Origin of the sequence: Pararhizobium sp. IMCC21322 (genome assembly GCF_030758295.1) — a bacterium.
Classification (GTDB): domain Bacteria; phylum Pseudomonadota; class Alphaproteobacteria; order Rhizobiales.
Map to the genome: position 1 here is coordinate 4,787,820 of NZ_CP132335.1, position 17,246 is coordinate 4,805,065.

Annotated in this window: 14 protein-coding genes; 3 read left to right on the forward strand and 11 right to left on the reverse strand. The window is 53.0% G+C overall.

The features are described from left to right. The first annotated feature begins 41 nt into the window (after positions 1-41). Positions 42-815, forward strand: coding sequence for a DeoR/GlpR family DNA-binding transcription regulator (locus tag RAL91_RS22775; RefSeq protein ID WP_306258522.1), 774 nt, complete (start codon positions 42-44; stop codon positions 813-815). Positions 816-920: 105 nt separating this feature from the next. On the opposite strand, the gene RAL91_RS22780 is transcribed toward RAL91_RS22775, so the two are convergent. From RAL91_RS22780 to RAL91_RS22830, 11 genes are all read right to left on the reverse strand, one after another. Continuing rightward, positions 921-1,697: an SDR family NAD(P)-dependent oxidoreductase gene (locus RAL91_RS22780; RefSeq protein ID WP_306263081.1), complete on the reverse strand. Its 777-nt coding sequence runs from the start codon at positions 1,695-1,697 to the stop codon at positions 921-923. A 457-nt stretch (positions 1,698-2,154) separates the two neighbouring features. Then, complete coding sequence (locus RAL91_RS22785; RefSeq protein ID WP_306258523.1) at positions 2,155-3,591, reverse strand: NAD-dependent succinate-semialdehyde dehydrogenase; 1,437 nt, start codon at positions 3,589-3,591, stop codon at positions 2,155-2,157. Between the two features lie 49 nt (positions 3,592-3,640). Further along, a complete protein-coding gene (locus tag RAL91_RS22790) occupies positions 3,641-4,642 on the reverse strand; it encodes a proline racemase family protein (RefSeq protein ID WP_306258524.1) in 1,002 nt (333 codons plus the stop codon). Positions 4,643-4,644: 2 nt separating this feature from the next. Next, complete coding sequence (locus tag RAL91_RS22795; RefSeq protein WP_306258525.1) at positions 4,645-6,363, reverse strand: GMC family oxidoreductase; 1,719 nt, start codon at positions 6,361-6,363, stop codon at positions 4,645-4,647. Next, on the reverse strand, positions 6,356-7,828 hold the full coding sequence (locus RAL91_RS22800; protein WP_306258526.1) for an aldehyde dehydrogenase: 1,473 nt from the start codon (positions 7,826-7,828) through the stop codon (positions 6,356-6,358). The genes RAL91_RS22795 and RAL91_RS22800 overlap by 8 nt, the downstream gene beginning before the upstream one ends. A gap of 19 nt (positions 7,829-7,847) precedes the next feature. After that, positions 7,848-8,855 carry a proline racemase family protein gene (locus tag RAL91_RS22805; RefSeq protein ID WP_306258527.1) on the reverse strand — a complete coding sequence of 336 codons (1,008 nt, stop codon included), beginning with the start codon at positions 8,853-8,855 and terminating at the stop codon, positions 7,848-7,850. Beyond that, complete coding sequence (gene dapA, locus RAL91_RS22810; protein WP_306258528.1) at positions 8,855-9,772, reverse strand: 4-hydroxy-tetrahydrodipicolinate synthase; 918 nt, start codon at positions 9,770-9,772, stop codon at positions 8,855-8,857. Before dapA ends, RAL91_RS22805 begins: the two co-directional genes overlap by 1 nt. Before the next feature lie 22 nt (positions 9,773-9,794). Further along, a complete protein-coding gene (locus RAL91_RS22815) occupies positions 9,795-10,619 on the reverse strand; it encodes an amino acid ABC transporter ATP-binding protein (protein WP_306258529.1) in 825 nt (274 codons plus the stop codon). Beyond that, a complete protein-coding gene (locus RAL91_RS22820; protein WP_306258530.1) occupies positions 10,616-11,269 on the reverse strand; it encodes an amino acid ABC transporter permease in 654 nt (217 codons plus the stop codon). The genes RAL91_RS22815 and RAL91_RS22820 overlap by 4 nt, the downstream gene beginning before the upstream one ends. A 59-nt stretch (positions 11,270-11,328) precedes the next feature. After that, a complete protein-coding gene (locus tag RAL91_RS22825; protein WP_306258531.1) occupies positions 11,329-12,171 on the reverse strand; it encodes a transporter substrate-binding domain-containing protein in 843 nt (280 codons plus the stop codon). A 29-nt stretch (positions 12,172-12,200) separates the two neighbouring features. Further along, the gene (locus RAL91_RS22830) at positions 12,201-14,093 is read right to left on the reverse strand and encodes a proline racemase family protein (protein WP_306258532.1); all 1,893 of its coding nucleotides are present in this window, start codon (positions 14,091-14,093) and stop codon (positions 12,201-12,203) included. Positions 14,094-14,981: 888 nt separating this feature from the next. Here RAL91_RS22830 and RAL91_RS22835 point away from each other — a divergent pair. Together RAL91_RS22835 and RAL91_RS22840 are read left to right on the forward strand one after the other, a co-directional pair. Beyond that, positions 14,982-16,007 carry an ABC transporter ATP-binding protein gene (locus RAL91_RS22835; RefSeq protein WP_371932453.1) on the forward strand — a complete coding sequence of 342 codons (1,026 nt, stop codon included), beginning with the start codon at positions 14,982-14,984 and terminating at the stop codon, positions 16,005-16,007. 98 nt (positions 16,008-16,105) lie between these two features. Beyond that, positions 16,106-17,179: an ABC transporter substrate-binding protein gene (locus RAL91_RS22840; RefSeq protein ID WP_306258533.1), complete on the forward strand. Its 1,074-nt coding sequence runs from the start codon at positions 16,106-16,108 to the stop codon at positions 17,177-17,179. The last annotated feature ends 67 nt before the right edge of the window (positions 17,180-17,246 follow it).

A 17,246-nucleotide genomic window follows, 5' to 3' on the forward strand; every position in this document is an offset into this window, starting at 1 on the left:
TTTCGGGTCGAAAATATCATAATCAACTTAGAATGTGTTATATGAACAAGCGTGTATCAAAGAGCGACGCGCGCCGAGCGCGGATTCTGGACCTGCTCCTGGGCGGGCAGGAAGTACCAATCAAGGACATTGCCCTTAAGCTGGATGTCAGCCTGATGACAATCCACCGCGATTTGGTGGAGCTGGAGCAGAATGGCGCAATCACACGCGTGCGCGGGGCCGTTTCAGCCGAGAAATCCGTGCTGTTCGAAAGCAGCTACCTCTTCAGAAGCCAAAAACAGATCGAAGAAAAAAAACGTCTTGCCAAGGCGGCAATCAAGTTCATCGAACCGGGAAGCGCTTTGGCCTTTGACGACAGTACAACTGTCTACCAGATTGCCGAATACATTCAGGAAATTACGCCTGTGACCGTTCTGACCAATGGTCTTCCAATGGTCAATCGCCTGTCCACTGAACCAGGAGTTGAGGTGATTGCTCTTGGGGGCAAATACCACCGCGGCTTCAGTGGGTTTTTCGGACTCCAGTGTGAGCAAGTCGCATCGCGCTACATCGTGGATGTGGCTGTCATGTCTTCAACCACTATCCAGGGTGCCTCTCTTTTCACGCAGGAGGAACAGGTGGTGCGCATGAAGCGCATCATGCTCAAAATTGCGAAAAAGAGCGTGCTGCTCGTGGACTCCAGCAAATTCACCTATTCAGCACTGAACCATATTGCGGATTTATCGGACTTCGACCATGTGATCGTCTCAAAGGACACGGAGGCCGACACACTCAAGTCTTTACGCTCAGCGGGGATTGCATTTGAACTGGCCTGACCTCAGGTTGGAAACAAGACCCAGCGCCATTTCCGCGTGCCTGCACTCGCTTCTTTGGAACCCGCAACGATCCACGTCAAATGTGAAATGCACCTCTGGGATTTGTCATCGTGTGGTGTATCCACCATCAATCACGAGAATATCGCCAGTCACGTAGCTTGAGGCGGGTGAGGCCAGAAAAAGCGCAGCCATGGCCACTTCGTCCGGTTGGCCAACGCGCTGCATTGGTGTCATCTCTCTCCAGATCGGGAACATCTCGGGGTCGTCGATCCCACCTTGCGCCATATCGGTTTGAATGTATCCGGGCGCGAGCGCATTAACGCGGATATTATCCAGTGCAAGTTCGCTGGCAAGGCTTTTGGTCATCATGTGAACGGCAGCCTTCGAGGTGTTATAGGCAACCTGATTTTGCGGGATGTTGGAGGCGATACCGGACATGGATCCGACATTGACAATCGTTCCGCCGCCCTGCGCCCGCATGGCTGGAATGACCGAACGGCAGCACCGAAAGACCGCATCGACATTTAGCGCCATCAACCTTTGCAAGTCCTCATCCGTAAACTCGGGCGTATCACCATGAATCGCGACACCGGCATTATTCACCAGAATGTCGAGGTGTCCGGACTGGTCAATCACGTCTGCAATGAGGGCAGCAGGTGCTTTGGGATCGGTCAGATCGGCGGCAATAAATGTAACCTCATAGCCCAAATCGCGTAGCATCTTTTCTCCTTCTGCGCTGCCACTGCGGGCGCTGATGAAAAGCCGCGCACCTGCCTCTCCAAGGACCCTGGCTATGGCAAGGCCGATACCGCGGGTCCCACCGGTGATGAGAGCAACCTTGCCATCAAGCCTGAAGCGATCCAGCAGATTTTCGGTTTTCATCATATCAAATTCCCATTCTCTTCTGATACTTTTTTGCCGCCCTAAACGCGTGTTAAGAGGCTCAGACTGATATCCATGCAAAATTCGGATACATCTGTCTTCCTCCTATACCCGGCCACTCCCTCACGGATGGATTAAGCAACCAACGCGCAGTTCTGTAGGCCCCACATTAGCAACCAGCGAACGACCGCGCTACTGCAGAACAGATGAGAGGTCGGGATTTTGCAAAGTAAGCGCACTGGTTTGCGTGTTTTGGACTGTTTGCAAATCAAAATTAAGGGATAATAATGCATGGGAATTGGGGTGGGGACGACGACGGATGACGTGGTGTATCTTGATATACAAGCGACCTGATTAGCGACATAAATTCGTTATGACACCAAACGGCTTTCCGGTGCTCCCAAATCCAATGTTTGGGAGCGCCAGTCATTTCGGAAAGCTTCGAACGAAGGCGCGCCTACAGCGCAAACTCGGTTACGAATTTTGTTCTTTGGTAGGCTTCAAGACCTTCAATGCCGCTTTCAGAACCAAAGCCGGAGGCATTAACGCCGCCAAACGGTGTTTCAGGGGTCGAGACCATCATGTGATTGACCCCCACCATGCCCGCATCCAGACGCGCCTCGGTTTTCATGGCCAGTGATGAACTGCTGGTGAAACAGAAGGATGCAAGGCCGTATGGCAATGCATTGGCCCTCTCGATCACCTCGTCAAAACCGGAGAACGGCATGATGGAGGCGATAGGACCGAAAGGTTCTTCAGACAAGATGCGAGCCGATTCAGGCACATCGGCCAGCACGGTTGGGCTGAAGAAATACCCGGGGCCTTCCATACGACTGCCGCCAAGCTTCAGACTGGCACCCTTGTCCACAGCATCACTAATCAGATCATCAAGTGCATCAAGACGGCGCGGTGCGATCATGGGGCCCATTTGGGTGCCCTCATCCAGACCATTGCCGATTTTCAGCTTGCTTGCCCGCTCCACGAAACCAGTCACGAATGCATCATAGAGGCTTTCATGAATGAAAAAACGCGTCGGCGATGTGCAGACCTGACCCGCATTTCTGTACTTGAAAGTCACGAGCATATTCATGGCGTGCTCCAGATCAGCATCCGCATGCACGATGACAGGCGCATGGCCACCAAGCTCCATTGTGCTGCGCATAATGGTTTCAGATGCACGCTTTTGCAGAAGCCGACCAACTTCGGTAGAGCCGGTCAAAGACATCTTCTTGAAAACCGGAGACGCCAGCAGTGTTTTGGAGATATGATCCGGAGTTCCAAACACCATGTTGATAACACCATCCGGCACACCGGCATCCTGGAAACAGCGGGCAAGGGCCACCGCTGTACCCGGCGTTTCTTCAGATGGCTTGACCACCACCGAACAGCCAGCACCCAGCGCACCGGCAATTTTGCGAATGACATTGCCCGACGGAAAGTTCCAGGCGGCAAAAGCAGCAACCGGACCAACCGGTTCCTTATAGACCATCTGACGCACATTGGCCTGGCGCGCAGGCACAATGCGGCCATAGGCGCGCTTGCCCTCTTCCGCATACCAGCGCGTGACTTCCGCAGCGAACTGAACTTCCGGCACGCCCTCGGCAAGTGACTTGCCGTTTTCCATGGTTAGGTGACGGCCAATTCTGTCCTTGCGCTCTTCGATCAGATCAGCTGCTTTGGACATGATCGCATAGCGCTCAATGGCCGTCTTGTTCTTCCAGATTTGAAAGCCACGATCTGCAGCGTCCGCAGCTTCGGCAAGATCTGCATCTGTGCACACAGGCACGGTTGCCAAAACTTCTTCGGTTGCGGGATTTATCAAATCGGTTGTTTTGTTATCGCCGGACTGGCGCCATTTACCATCGATCAGAAGTTCAATCTTCTCGTCATACATCGCATAAACCTTTCAAAATCTATCTGCCTGTCTGTCTGTTGTCAGTCTGTCAGTTGCACAGAAAACCGTCCGCGAGCGGATCGTCCTGGCTACCGATAAAGGTGTGGGTGCCGGTAATGTGGGCAAGGCCTTCAATCACCGGGTCGTAGTGTGTTTTGGCGCAGTCACCGGCGTCAGAAACGGGCGTGGCCGACGCCATGAAATCGACATCCAGAATATTGCGCGAGACAATGCGTTCCCCGGGCTGGATTTCACCGGCTTCAATCAATTGGGCCAAACGCGCTGATGTGCCGGTTCCGCAAGGTGAGCGATCAAATTTGTTGGGTGCAAGGACAACAAGTTGGCGGTTGATGAATTGGCCGTCCACACGGCTTCCCTGATGAAACAGCACGCTGTGAATACGCTCGGCCATGTGCGGAATGTCGCCTGCGTCGATATGCGCGTTAATCGCCATCTTGACGAAAGAGCCAACATCCATCGCATGTCGGACGCCATTCGGCGTTAAATCCACACTAGCTGAACGGGCCTCGATCAGCGCGTACCAATTCCCGCCATAAGCCAGATCGAACGTCGCCGGAATATCCGGGAACACCAAATCTGCTGCAATCATAAAGGCTGCAACGTTCTTGAAGCCGACCGAAATGATTTGCTCGTTTTCATAGCGGACCCTTACGGAAATAACGCCCGCAGGAACTTCCAGATTGAATTGAAGGCTGTCGCGCCCTTTGGGTTGGATCAACCCAAGATGATCCAGTGTTACCGCCAACCCAATCGTCGCATGGCCGCACATGGGCAGGTAATTGTAGGAGCCCAGAAAAAACACCCCGAAATCAGCCTGCGTGCTTTCTGTGAGGACAGCACCAACCATGGCCGCGTGACCGCGCGGTTCATGGAGCAGAAAGGTGCGCAAATGATCATGGTGCTGCGCAAAGTCGTCCATTTTGTCTGCAACGGTTTCGCCCTGCAATTCCGGCAATCCACCCGTTACAACACGCGTCGGGTGACCGGCGGTATGGCTGTCAACGGTGGTGATGTTTGGAGTGTCCGGCATGATTAGCGCCGATGCCTTTCCTTGATGCTGTCTGCTATTTTCTCAGCAGCCATGATCGTCGTCAGCATGGTATTGCCGCTGATCACAGACGGCATGATAGATGCATCCACAACCCGTAAACCGTCCACACCAATAACCCTTCCCTCAGCATCAACGACCGCCATCGGGTCCTGCGTATCTCCAATTTTGCAAGTGCCGCTGGCGTGCCAACTGCCGCAGGCATTGTCGATGATCCAAGAGCGCAGAACATTGGATGAGCTTCGAAGGGCACCCACATCAATATCTGGCACAATTGCGTTTTCAATCATGAGTTTGCGCGCCAGAGGACCACATTCCATGACCCCCGCCGCAAGCGACGTCAGGAACCAGTTCTTATGGCTGACCGCTCCAAGTTTGCGGACACGTTCGGAGAAGGTGGCAGGAAATATCTCACCAATGGCTGATGACAGCGCCGGATCGTCGACCATTGAGAAAAGCCGGTGCATGCCATCCTCAAGCCGCTTGAGGTCCCGTTCATCGGACAATTGCTTGAAATTGACATCCGGGCCGTGCGTTGGATCGGCATGTCGAAGTTTGACCTCACCGGTTGAATAAGGACGGTTTACGCAAACAATGAGGGAGGCAAGACGCTTGCCAAGTGGGTGCCAGGCCGCGCGGTTTGACGGCAGAATAAACATATCACCTGGATGGGTGTCTGGCAGTTCCGAGCTGTATCGATACCCCATCTGAATATGACGGCGCATACTCTGCGGAAGCCGCGATTTGCGAGGCAGAAAACCAGCCAGGGCAACCATGGGATGATCCTGCAAATTCTGCCCCACACCCTTGCGATCAGCACGCACTTCTATGCCCATCTGTTTCAAATGGTCGGCAGGCCCAATACCTGAGCGCATCAAGATTGCAGGAGACTGTAACGCACCGGCTGAAATAATAACTTCCTGGCCTTTAAGCTGCTTGCTGCCAGTGCCATTGGTAACCTCAATGCCACTGGCTCGGTTCCCGTCGAACACTATGCTGTTCATCTCGGTCGACGCCAGAATCTTCAAATTGGGACGTTTGCGCACCTCCCGGTTGAGATACGCAATGGCAGCCGAAACGCGCTTGCCATCAACATTGTTGATCGTCATCGGGAAGTAACCGTCTCGAAAAATACCGTTGTGATCCTCGATATTTTCAACACCGCGCTTGTCCAGCACGCTGGCAGTCGCTTTGGCGATGGGAGACCAGTCTTCCTTCGGAATGCGGCGCAGTGGCAAGGGACCGCTGTCACCATGCAGTTCCGACGCGCCATAATCCAAATCAGTCTCAAGCTTGCGAAAGTATGGCAAGACGCCATTCCAGTCCCATCCGCTGGCGCCGCCCTGCGCCCATTCATCGTAATCCCAGGGTAGCCCGCGAAAGGCGAATTGTCCGTTGATAGACGTGCCGCCGCCCATCACCTTCGCCTGCTCATAAGTTCTGGGCTGCACGTCTGGTGATATTGGATTGTTCAGATGAACCTTGATATTCTGCCAATGGTAAGAGCTGTTGAAATAGGCAACGATTGGATAGGAATCGAGAATGTCTTCAGGAACATTTTCCGGAGGCGTATCAGGACCGGCTTCAACCAAAACGACCTGTAGATTTGGGTCTTCAGACAAGCGGCTTGCGAGCACAGCACCCGCTGCACCACCACCCACGACAATGTAATCAAATGCGGTTTCGCCGAGCCGCTCAGCCATGGTGGAGCCATACATTTTTGAACCGCAGGAAACTTTCAAGTCCGCTGCGACCCATCTCCTTGCCAAAGCCGGAACCGTTGAAACCACCTTGAGGGGTTGCATAGTCGGGCTGTCGACCATGGGCATTTACCCAGACAGTCCCGGCCTCGATTTGAGAGGGAAGGCGCATCGCCTTGTTGAAATCATCCGTATAGACACTGGCCGCCAAAGCGTAGCTCGGATGATTGGTCATGGCTATGCCGTCCGCCTCATCCTCATACTCATAGACAGACAGGATTGGACCGAAAAACTCGTCGCGAAACCCGGTTGAAGTTTCGGGAACATTCCGCAGAATGGTTGGTTGGTAATAAGCGCCGGAATTCATGCTGGCATCACGACCACCACCACAGATGATTTCAGCGCCATCTGCCAGCGTCTGCGCCAGCATGTCGTCAATGCGTTTGGCCTGCTTTTCAGAAATGATCGGCGGCAGCGTGCAATCAGATTTCCATGTTGGCGCAGCCTTGCGCCCTGCTGCGATTTTCATAACCCGTTCCAGCAGGTCTTCCGATTTACTGCTTGGTACAATCAGACGTGTTCCCGCCGTGCAGACCTGACCGGAATTGGCAAGGAAACCATTGGCAACATTTGTCGCCACCGCATCCATATCAGTGACATCTTTCAGCACCAGTTGCGGCGACTTGCCGCCCAGTTCCAGTGTCACTGGCTTTGTACCAGTCGCAGCAGCATCTGCCATCACACGTGCACCTGTCGCAGAAGACCCAGTGAAGGTTATCTTCCTGACAAGGGGATGACGCACCAGATGAGAGCCAGACGGGCCAGCGCCCTGCATGACGTTCAACACGCCTTTTGGCAGTCCTGCCTCAAGCGCCAGTTCCGCGAAAACCAGTGCTGAATAAGGTGTGAGTTCCGATGGTTTGAGCACCACAGAATTGCCAACGGCCAAGGCGGGTGCCGATTTCCAGATCGCATTGATGGCGGGGAAATTGAAAGGCGCAATTCCCGCGATGACGCCATAAGGCTCAGGACGAACCATCGACGTCGCGCTGTTGTTTCCGGCAATAATCTTGCCTTCAATTTTGTCAGCCCATTCAGCAAAGAACCGCAACGCACCAGATGCACGAACCAGATCACGGTTGATGAGATCAGCAACTGGCCTGGTTGTTGATGCCGCTTCAATACGGGCAATCCGCTCGCGATTTTCGTCAATCAGGGCAGCCCAACGATGCAGAACCGCAGCGCGATCCAATGGGGACGCGTTGCGCCACTCTCCAGTCGTGAACGCGCGATGAGCTGACGTCACAGCCCGGTCAACAATCTCTTCATTAGCAATGGGAATCGGCGCTGTTTCAAATCCGTCAGACGGACGGAACACAGGCAGTTTTTCGCCATCGAAGACGCGCGCTCCATCAATCAAATGCGCTGCGACGAGTTCTATAAAATTGGGATCGAAATCATATGTCATTGAAACTTCCGCCTTGAAATCAAACGCCGGTGAGCCTGAACCCTTCCGGGAATGGATCTCTCGGGTCCACGAAGAAATTAAACGAGCCGGTCAAATAGGCCGAGCCCGTTACGGTGCAGGATATGGCCGGCAGGTCACCGACTTGGGTAGCGCCCGTCACTTTGCCTGTAAACACCGTGTCGAGAATACCCGCATGGCGGAAACTATCACCGGCTTTCAGCTCACCTTTTGCCGCCAACATGGCCATGCGTGACGCTGTGCCAGTGCCGCAGGGCGACCGATCGATCACTGTCGGAGGGCATACGACAACATTCTTGGCATCGTAATTTTCACCATCACCATCGGCGATAATCTCAATCTGATAGATTTCATTGACATGCTTCATTGTCGGGTGCTGCACCGGATGCTCGACCAGAGCATCGCGCAACTCGGCGGCTGCAGTCACCACTTTCCAGGCATAGTCCGGCGTCAGTTCAAGACCCAGATCACTGGCCTTCACCAACAGATAAAAGTCCCCACCAAAAGCAATATCGGCGCGCACATCGCCATAATTTCTGGTTTTGACCGTAATATCTTCGCGGTAGAGAAAGCTGGACGGCATTTCCAGCGTCACGTCCAGCGCCACGCCGTTTTCAACCCGCACCCGGGCCGGCACAACGCCAGCCGGTGTGTCCAGGCGAACCAGTGTCTCACCTTCCACCACATCCACATATCCAGCTTCCACCGCGATGGTTGCCACTGCCATGGCGCAGTGACCACACATGGGCGGATACGTGTCGGGCTCAAGAATAAGCATGCCGATATCAGCATCTGCCGAACACGCTTCGGTAAGAACAGCTGCGGGCATGTTGAAGCTGCCGCGCGGCTCAAACAGAACCAGTTTTCGCAGCCAGTCACGCGTCATCAGATCAGCGCGTTTTTCAACCATGGTCGAGCCGCGAATGGGGCCAAAACCGGAGGTGACCAAACGCAGGGGACAGCCGGCTGTGTGGGAATCTATTCCCTGAATTATTCTGGAACTGCGCATCAAGCCTGCTCTTCAAGGGAAGCGACAAGGCCGGCAACATTGTTGTCCGAAAGTATCTTCTCTACCTTCGACATCTGCTCATCGCTGAATGGAAGAAGAGGTTTGCGTGGTTTGCCAACGGGCTGATCCAGACTGTTCATCACAGCTTTGATGCCAGCATAATAGCTGCCCTGCTTGAAGCACGAGTAGATGGCAAAGAGCGCAGGTTCGAGCTTGTCAATCACGTCTGTATTGTTGGCTGCACAGGCATCAAAATAGCGACGAACCATAGTGCCCGACAGTTGATGTGCCATTGCAACGACACCAACCGCCCCCACCGCAAGCGCAGGGCGGATCATGGTTTCATAGCCGACAAAGACGTTGATTTTATCGCCCAGTTTGCGCACCAGTTCGGTGACCTGAATGATGTCCCCGGAGCTGTCTTTGATCGCGACGACTGTCGGCAGTTCCGCCAGTTCTGAAACAATCCCGATATCAAGCGCCACTCCGGCCCTCTTCGGTGAATTATAGAGCATGACCGGAAGCTGCGTTGCGCCGCAAAGGTCTTTGAAATACTGAATAATCTCCCGACGATCAGGGGCGGCATAGATGGGCGGCATGGCCAGAATGCCATCGAGACCGGCCTTCTCAGCCTCATGCGCCAATCGAATTGCATTTGCAGGCAAGAGATCTGAAACACCGGCAATCACGGGCACACTGCTTTTTGCCGCAGTCCGGGTGCATTTGAAAAGCTCGATCCGCTCTTCCATTGTCATGGCGTAAAACTCGCCTGTGCTGCCACAGACGATCACAGCATCTGCACCATTTGAAATATTGGCTTCGACCAGCTCGCTGTAGCGTTTGAAATCTATATTGCCGCTATCGTCGAATGGTGTGACCAGAACACTTTGAATTCCAGACCAGTTGGGGTTGGGCATGTGTGCTTCCTGTTATTATTATTCAGACTTTTATGAAGGGCTTCATCATCTCTGCGGTTTGATGAAAGCGGTTTACGAACCCCTTAACGCGCTCGTTTGGTGGGTTCATGAGAATATCAGATGGCAGTCCATCAGCGCAGACGGTTCCCTGATCGAGAAACACAACCCGTTTTGCAACCTCCAGCGCAAAGCCAAGCTCATGGGTCACAACAATCATGGTCATGCCTTCTTTGGCCAATTCAATCATCGTGCCCAGAACCTCGCCAACGAGTTCCGGGTCCAGCGCCGATGTCGGCTCATCAAACAGCATGACTTCAGGCTCCATGTTCAATGCACGGGCAATGGAAACGCGCTGTTTCTGACCGCCAGAAAGGCTTGACGGAGACCGGTCGGCAAAGTCGGCCATACCGACCTTCTCCAGATAGCTCATTGCCCGATCACGATTGGTGTTGTGAGCCTCACCTTTGACCGTCTTCGGGCCTTCCATGACATTGGCCAGAACTTTCATGTGTGGAAACAGATTGAACTGCTGGAACACCATGCCGATGCGGCTTCGGATGGCGTTGGTTTGCGCGGCTGAAAGCCCAAGCTCATCCTTGCCATTGTCAAAATGAAAGAATGGGTCGCCACTCAATGAAATCTTGCCATGGCTTGGCTTGGCCAAAAGGTTCAAACAACGCAGGAGCGTGGTTTTACCGGAACCACTGGACCCGATCAGCGCCACCACGTCACCGCGATTGACCGTTAGATCAACGCCGGAAAGAACCTCCACAGCCCCATAAGATAACCGGATATCTTCGACCGAAATGGCAGGCATGGCTGAGGAAGCTTGCGGTTCGGAACTCATGACTTCACCTCACCCTGTTCGAGGCGACGGGCGATGTAGGTCAGCGGAACCAAAATAGCCAGGAAGACCAGCGCAATGGTTGTGTAGACTTCCAGCGGACGATACGTGAAGGACGCAATATACTCGGCCTGATACAGCAGATCAGGCACCGTGATAACGGCAAGAAGCGTCGTGTTTTTCAATTGAATGATCATCTGGCCAGCGAGTGGCGGAATCATGCGGCGCAGGGCCTGTGGCAGGATGACCCGGACATTCATTTGTCGATAGGACATGCCAAGCGCCACCGCAGCGTCGCTTTGTCCTGAATCGATGGACTGAATTCCGGCTCTGAAAATCTCGGCAAAATAGGCGGCGCCATAAAGGCTCAACGCCAGGATGCCAGCTGCTTCCTTGGAGATGTTGATGCCCATGAAGATGGGCAGAGCGTAATAGGCCCAAAGCAACCAGACCAGCAGCGGAATATTTCGGAAAAACTCAACAAACAGTCGACCGATCAACACGACGATCTTGTTGGTTGTCAATTGCATCAGGGCAACGATCAAACCAATCACCAGGCCGATCACCGACGTGATGAGGGTGTATTCAAGAGTGATCAGAACACCCGACCAAATCAGGTGCGAATTCTGTGTTATGGCCGACCAGTCAAACATGATGGGTTCCAGATCCTGTTAGAAGTGTCGGCCCCGTAACCGGGGCCGACTGTCGAAGATTAGAAGCTGAAGTCGCCTGGTAGAACAGACAGATCCAGTCCGGCTTCTTCAAAGGACTTTGCAAGCTTGCCCTGGGCCAGACCCAGCGAGCGTTGCTGCGACGTCCAGTTTTCAAGCCAGTTCAGCCAACCCGCATTGCCAGCTTCCCTGCGCACACCGATCACAGCGGTGTTTACGAGTGCAGGGCTTGGAACAAAGACTTCGCCATTGATTTCCGGCGCAACCTGCACAGCATCAAAACTGGCAAGCAGCATGGCATCAGCACGATTGGAGTTGATTTCCAGAACGCCCAATGAGCGTGTGCCAACCACAATGATCTCTGCCTTCGGTGTCAGAGCTTCGGCAACCACTTGCATGGTGCTGCCTTTTTGAACGGCAAGACGAACCGATGGGTCGTTCAACTCTGCCCAGCTTTTCTTGTCGAAACCGGCTTTGGAGACGACGGTCCATGGACCATAGAAGAGCGGAATAGACGTGTAATCGACCACAAGGCCACGCTGTGGATTGGGGTTCAAGCCGATAGCAATATCGACCTTGCGTGCCTGAAAGTCAGCCGCAAGATTGCCCCATGTTGTTTCAACAAACTCGAGCTCGACACCCAGAATGGCGGCAATTTCCTGTCCCCATTCAACGTAGAAGCCACTCCATTCACCTGTACCAGGATCCTTGATGTAGCTGGGCTCTTCGCCAATGATGACCGGGAATTTCAGAACGCCGGAGCTTCTGATGTTGTTCAGAACCAGCGACGGATCGTCGGCCTGAGCTGGCTGCGTAAACGCACCAACTGTCATGAACAGAGCTGCAAATGCGCAGATCCAGGTTTTAAACTTTCTAAAAGCCATTTTATTACCTCCTGTTGATAGTCAAAAAATTAAGAGCCGAGGAAGCCGCACTGCAATGGATCATCAGGCTCGAGCACGAGCGTGGAAATTCCATTGAGATGCGCACGTCCCGAAATTTTGGGGACGCATACGAGGCGTCCCTCGGGCGCCTTCGCAATACTGATAATTTGTCCAGAGAGCTGACCGCCAAAGATGCTGTCTGCATGGAAAGTCTGTCCGGCAGCCAATTGGCCTGCGACAACCTTTTGCACCATCCGCGCCGCAAGTGCGGTCACACCGGGGGATCGATCGTATCGGTTGCGGTCAATAGACAGGAAAAGGCGTTCTGAGTTTTTTGAAACCGTTTGAAACAGCAGCACAGATTCGATCAATTTGGTCTCGGGCCGGTCAAGCTCCGCAATCGCACTGCGCAACTCGTCTGCGGCCAGCAAAATCTCCTGCAGTGCATGATCGTTCAGGTCAAGTCCCAGCAAAGCTGCGTCAATAACGGCATGCGTGTTTCCGCCATATACTATTGACAGCTCGACCGTTCGGCCACGAAATGGCACTGAAATATCATCGGCGGTCACATAAGCCTGCGGCAACGCTACATCAATCTGATCACTGTCCGGATGCACCGTAACGCCGACAGTCGCGCGCGGCATCTCGATGGTGAATTCGGTTCGGTCGTTCAACCGGCCCATGGATTTCAACGCTTTGGCATAACCAAATACGGCATGACCACAAAGTTCGGGATAACCGTATGAAGTAATGAAAAACGCACCGAAGTCCGCCGTTTTGGAAGCAAACGGAACCAGGCCGAAAGAGCCACTATGCCCGCGAGGCTCTTGCAGCAGGAGCGTTCGCAGATGGTCGTGATTTTTCTCGAAGGACCGAGCCTTTTCGGTGGCTGTGTTGCCTTCAAGTCCTGGGAGGGACTCAATCAGAATGCGTGTTGGGTGACCGGCAGTGTGCGTTTCCAGAACCCTGAAGGTTTCTGCGCCTTCCGGGAGCTGCACGTCCAACGTACCCTCGCCCAAACCGGAACCATGCGAAACACCCAGGCCAAAACGATTGCGCGGCTGATCAAACTGCATGGCTGAAACGCGTGCTGCATCGGTGTTGACCCAAAGCACTTTTACGGGGTCAGAGCCGAGATTTCGCCAGCGGTGCTCCAGGGAGCTGTTGAAGTAGGCACTGTCTCCAGGCTGCAAAATTGCGGGAGAGCGGCCAGCCAGCGTAATCTCGAATTCACCCGACAGAATGTAAATCAGCTCCTCACCATCGTGAGAATAATAGCCATCGCTTTCAGCGCCAGGTTCAATGGTCCAAACTTCGACGTCCATCAGTTTTTCAGCAACTGTTAGCTGCTCGACCGAGACCCCCGGTCCGAACGTTCCAACAACACGGCCGGTTCCTTGGCGCACGATTGGAACATGGTCGTGATGCGTTCCACCCAGCAACTCTGCAAGAGAGCGCCCGAATGCCAGAGCGACACTGTTCAATCTGGCGGGAGACAAAAATGCCGTGCCACGCTCAAACATGCTCAGATGCGAGACACCAATATCGGTTTTTTCCGAAAGAGCCCGCAGCGACAAACCACTCTCTTTGCGCATGGTGCGAATGCGTGCGCCGATTTTGCTGAAATCGACTGTGGTGCGCTCAATACCTGAATCGTGAGTGATCGGTTTTTGCTCATCCGGTTCGCTATCGATCAGTTCCTTGATCTTTGTCAGGCTGTGACCCGATAATTTGCGCATCTGTTCAATAGTGCGAATGCGATCCATGTCGTCAGACGAAAATGAACGATGGCCGCTGGCGGATTTGAACGGATTTATCAACCCCGCATTTTCCCATGAGCGAAGCGTCGAAACGGACACGCCGATTACCTTGGCCACGTGACCAATCGAATACGGATTTTTGTCGTTTTGTGGCTTCAACATATAGATATTTTCTTCATATATAGGTTTATTGAATTTTTCTGAGCGTAAGTTGATATTTTGAATATGTCAACGATCATTAGGCGCAATTTGGAAATACAACCGATAGTTGCGCCCCGGAATGAGGGTGGAGCCGGCATGTCTATAATGACAGCGAAGAGCTTTCTTGCCCGGTGCAAGCCTCAAACAGGAAAGCGATAGGAACTGCCCCCCGTCAGAGCCTGTTTCCGTAGTCGCAATCATTGGCGCGGTTGTCATACCTGACGTAAATGGCCTGGAGCAGTGTCAGTTTATCGCTGTCTACGATGGCGAAAAAACACTGTATGGCGCCATACACATTCATTCGCCCTGCAGCATTAGCCCTGCAGCATTAGCCCTGCAGCATTAGCAGTATATGGCAGCACCCGACTGGCGCGAGCGGACGCCTCCACTTCAGATTGCTCCACAAAGATGCGTTCTCCGGGGTCTGGACAAATAGCTCAGCCGGTCCGTTGGGCGCACAGGCAGACAATTGGTTTGGCTCACGATAATGCGCCCAGCGCCACACAATGATGTTGCCCAGAACTTGAACCCGAACCTGAACCCGATTGGGAGCTGAAATTGGGTTCAGTCCCAAGAATTCTGCAGCCCCGAATAAGTCCCATGTAGAGGCGCGGCCGCTTGTAATATGCAAACAACAACCCAGAAAAAGTTGCATCAAAATTAGTCACAGCCTGTGGCTTGGAACCTTTGGCGCGACTCGCCAGTAGATTGATGTTGCCAAATAAAAATCTGTGTGCCTAAATTCCGTTCAGTGACAATCCAACTCCTCGGGAGTTCAATCTGACGCAAGATACTTCAGGCGATGCCTTCGTCGAATTCGACCGGGTCCAGAAAAGCTATGATGGCGAAGTGCTGGTCGTAAAAAATCTGAACCTTTCCATGCCAAAGGGTGAGTTTCTCACAATGCTTGGTCCGTCAGGGTCAGGCAAGACAACCTGTCTGATGATGCTGGCGGGGTTTGAAACCGCAACCCGCGGTGAAATTCGATTGGATGGCGCTGAAATCAACAACATTCCTCCGCACAAACGCGGCATTGGTATGGTGTTTCAGAACTATGCCTTGTTCCCTCATATGACTGTTGGTGAAAACCTGGCTTTTCCGCTGGAAGTGCGCGGCATGGGCAAGGCCGAGAGAGACGCCAAGGTGATCCGTGCGCTGGATATGGTTCAGATGGGGGAATTTGGGTCCCGTCGCCCGGCGCAATTGTCAGGCGGCCAGCAACAAAGGGTTGCATTGGCGCGTGCCCTGGTTTTCGACCCAAGTCTGGTGCTGATGGATGAGCCCCTCGGAGCCCTCGACAAGCAGCTCCGCGAGCACATGCAATATGAAATCAAGCATCTGCATGAAAGCCTCGGCATTACGGTTGTTTATGTGACACATGATCAATCAGAGGCGCTGACGATGTCTGATCGCGTTGCCGTATTTAATGATGGTGAAATCCAGCAGCTTGCACCACCGGCAGACTTGTATGAATGCCCGGACAATAGTTTTGTGGCGCAGTTTATTGGTGAGAACAATAAATTGAACGGCACTGTCAGCGAACGGTCCGGAGATGAAGTTTCTGTGAAACTGGAAAATGGTGCACAGTGCAAAGCATTGGCTGTGAATTGCGGTGGCGTGGGAGAAGAAACGCTCATTTCAATTCGCCCCGAGCGGGTTGCCATCGGTGGAAGTGTCGGTGATAATTCGACAGAGGCCCTTGTTAAGGAACTGATTTATCTCGGCGATCACATTCGCTGTCGGTTGAATGTTCATGGAAATGACCAGTTTATTGTCAAAGTCTCAAACTCAGCTGGTCACAAACATCTGGTAGTAGGTGAAAAGACTCAGATCAACTGGGCGGTTCAGGATGCGCGTGCCTTGAACCCTCTGTAAGCATTATATGTGTTGGGGAAATGCCGAAAAATAAACAATTTGGGCAAAAATATCGGTCCAATTTTATCTAAAACGCAACATCCATATGGAGAAAACCAATGAGAAAAACTCTACTTATTGCAACAGCCATAACCGGTTTTGCTTTCGCGGCGCAAGCTGCCGAAGTGACGGTCCTTGGTTGGGGTGGCGCATACACCAAAAGCCAGTCCGAAGCCTACCATAAGCCATTCACAGCTGAGACCGGTATCACCGTGAACTCTGTTGATGCCGATAACCCTGCAACGCCTATCAAAGCGCAGGTTGAGGCAGGCAATGTGACGATTGATGTCGCCAGTGTTGAATTTGCGGATGGTATTCGTCTCTGCGATGAAGGCCTGCTCGAAGAAATTGATCACTCAATTCTGCCAGCAGCACCGGACGGCACTCCGGCTACCGAAGATTTCCTGCCCGGCTCATTGACAGAGTGCATTATCGGCACAGATGTATATGCCACCGTATTTGCCTATAATTCCAGCAAGTTTGATGGCAACGCACCAACGTCGATTGCGGACTTTTTTGATACAGCAGCGTTTCCTGGCAAACGCGGTATGCGCAAAACCGCAAAGGCAAATCTTGAAATGGCTCTGATGGCGGACGGTGTACCGGCTGCTGAAGTGTACGATCTGCTTGGAACCGATGAAGGCGTTGATCGTGCATTCGCCAAATTGGACCTGATTAAAGATTTGGTCGTCTGGTGGGAAGCTGGCGCTCAGCCACCACAACTTCTGGCAGATGGTGAAGTTGACATGTCAACTGCCTATAATGGCCGGATTTTCAATGCGGTCATCGGTGAAGATCAGCCATTTGAAATCATCTGGGATGGCCAGGTATACGAGTTTGAAGGCTACGTGATTCCAAAAGGTGCGCCAAATATGGAAGAAGCGAAAGCGTTTGTGGCATTTGCTGCGCGCACGGAAGCTTTGGCCAAAGCTGCGGAATGGATCAGCTATGGTCCGCCCCGGGTTTCCTCTGGTCCATTGGTCGGCAAATATTTTGACGGATCAATCGAGATGGGTCCAAATCTGCCAACAACGGCTGCCAACCTGACAAACGCCCTGGCATCCTCTAACGATTTCTGGGCTGACAAGGATACCGAGCTGAACGAACGCTTTAACGCGTGGCTCGCGAACTGAAACTTGAACGGGGGCACCTTGTGTGCCCCCACTTCATTTGCAGGATTATTCTGAAATAACGCAAGTC

What these genes read in the sequence shown, in the direction of transcription:
- dapA (WP_306258528.1), bottom strand. Translation starts at nt 9,772, where the DNA reads ATGCCCAACCCCAACTGGTCTGGAATTCAAAGTGTTCTGGTCACACCA.
- RAL91_RS22830 (WP_306258532.1), bottom strand. Translation starts at nt 14,093, where the DNA reads ATGTTGAAGCCACAAAACGACAAAAATCCGTATTCGATTGGTCACGTG.
- RAL91_RS22775 (WP_306258522.1), top strand. Translation starts at nt 42, where the DNA reads ATGAACAAGCGTGTATCAAAGAGCGACGCGCGCCGAGCGCGGATTCTG.
- RAL91_RS22790 (WP_306258524.1), bottom strand. Translation starts at nt 4,642, where the DNA reads ATGCCGGACACTCCAAACATCACCACCGTTGACAGCCATACCGCCGGT.
- RAL91_RS22795 (WP_306258525.1), bottom strand. Translation starts at nt 6,363, where the DNA reads ATGGCTGAGCGGCTCGGCGAAACCGCATTTGATTACATTGTCGTGGGT.
- RAL91_RS22780 (WP_306263081.1), bottom strand. Translation starts at nt 1,697, where the DNA reads ATGAAAACCGAAAATCTGCTGGATCGCTTCAGGCTTGATGGCAAGGTT.
- RAL91_RS22840 (WP_306258533.1), top strand. Translation starts at nt 16,106, where the DNA reads ATGAGAAAAACTCTACTTATTGCAACAGCCATAACCGGTTTTGCTTTC.
- RAL91_RS22800 (WP_306258526.1), bottom strand. Translation starts at nt 7,828, where the DNA reads ATGACATATGATTTCGATCCCAATTTTATAGAACTCGTCGCAGCGCAT.
- RAL91_RS22785 (WP_306258523.1), bottom strand. Translation starts at nt 3,591, where the DNA reads ATGTATGACGAGAAGATTGAACTTCTGATCGATGGTAAATGGCGCCAG.
- RAL91_RS22825 (WP_306258531.1), bottom strand. Translation starts at nt 12,171, where the DNA reads ATGGCTTTTAGAAAGTTTAAAACCTGGATCTGCGCATTTGCAGCTCTG.
- RAL91_RS22805 (WP_306258527.1), bottom strand. Translation starts at nt 8,855, where the DNA reads ATGCGCAGTTCCAGAATAATTCAGGGAATAGATTCCCACACAGCCGGC.
- RAL91_RS22820 (WP_306258530.1), bottom strand. Translation starts at nt 11,269, where the DNA reads ATGTTTGACTGGTCGGCCATAACACAGAATTCGCACCTGATTTGGTCG.
- RAL91_RS22815 (WP_306258529.1), bottom strand. Translation starts at nt 10,619, where the DNA reads ATGAGTTCCGAACCGCAAGCTTCCTCAGCCATGCCTGCCATTTCGGTC.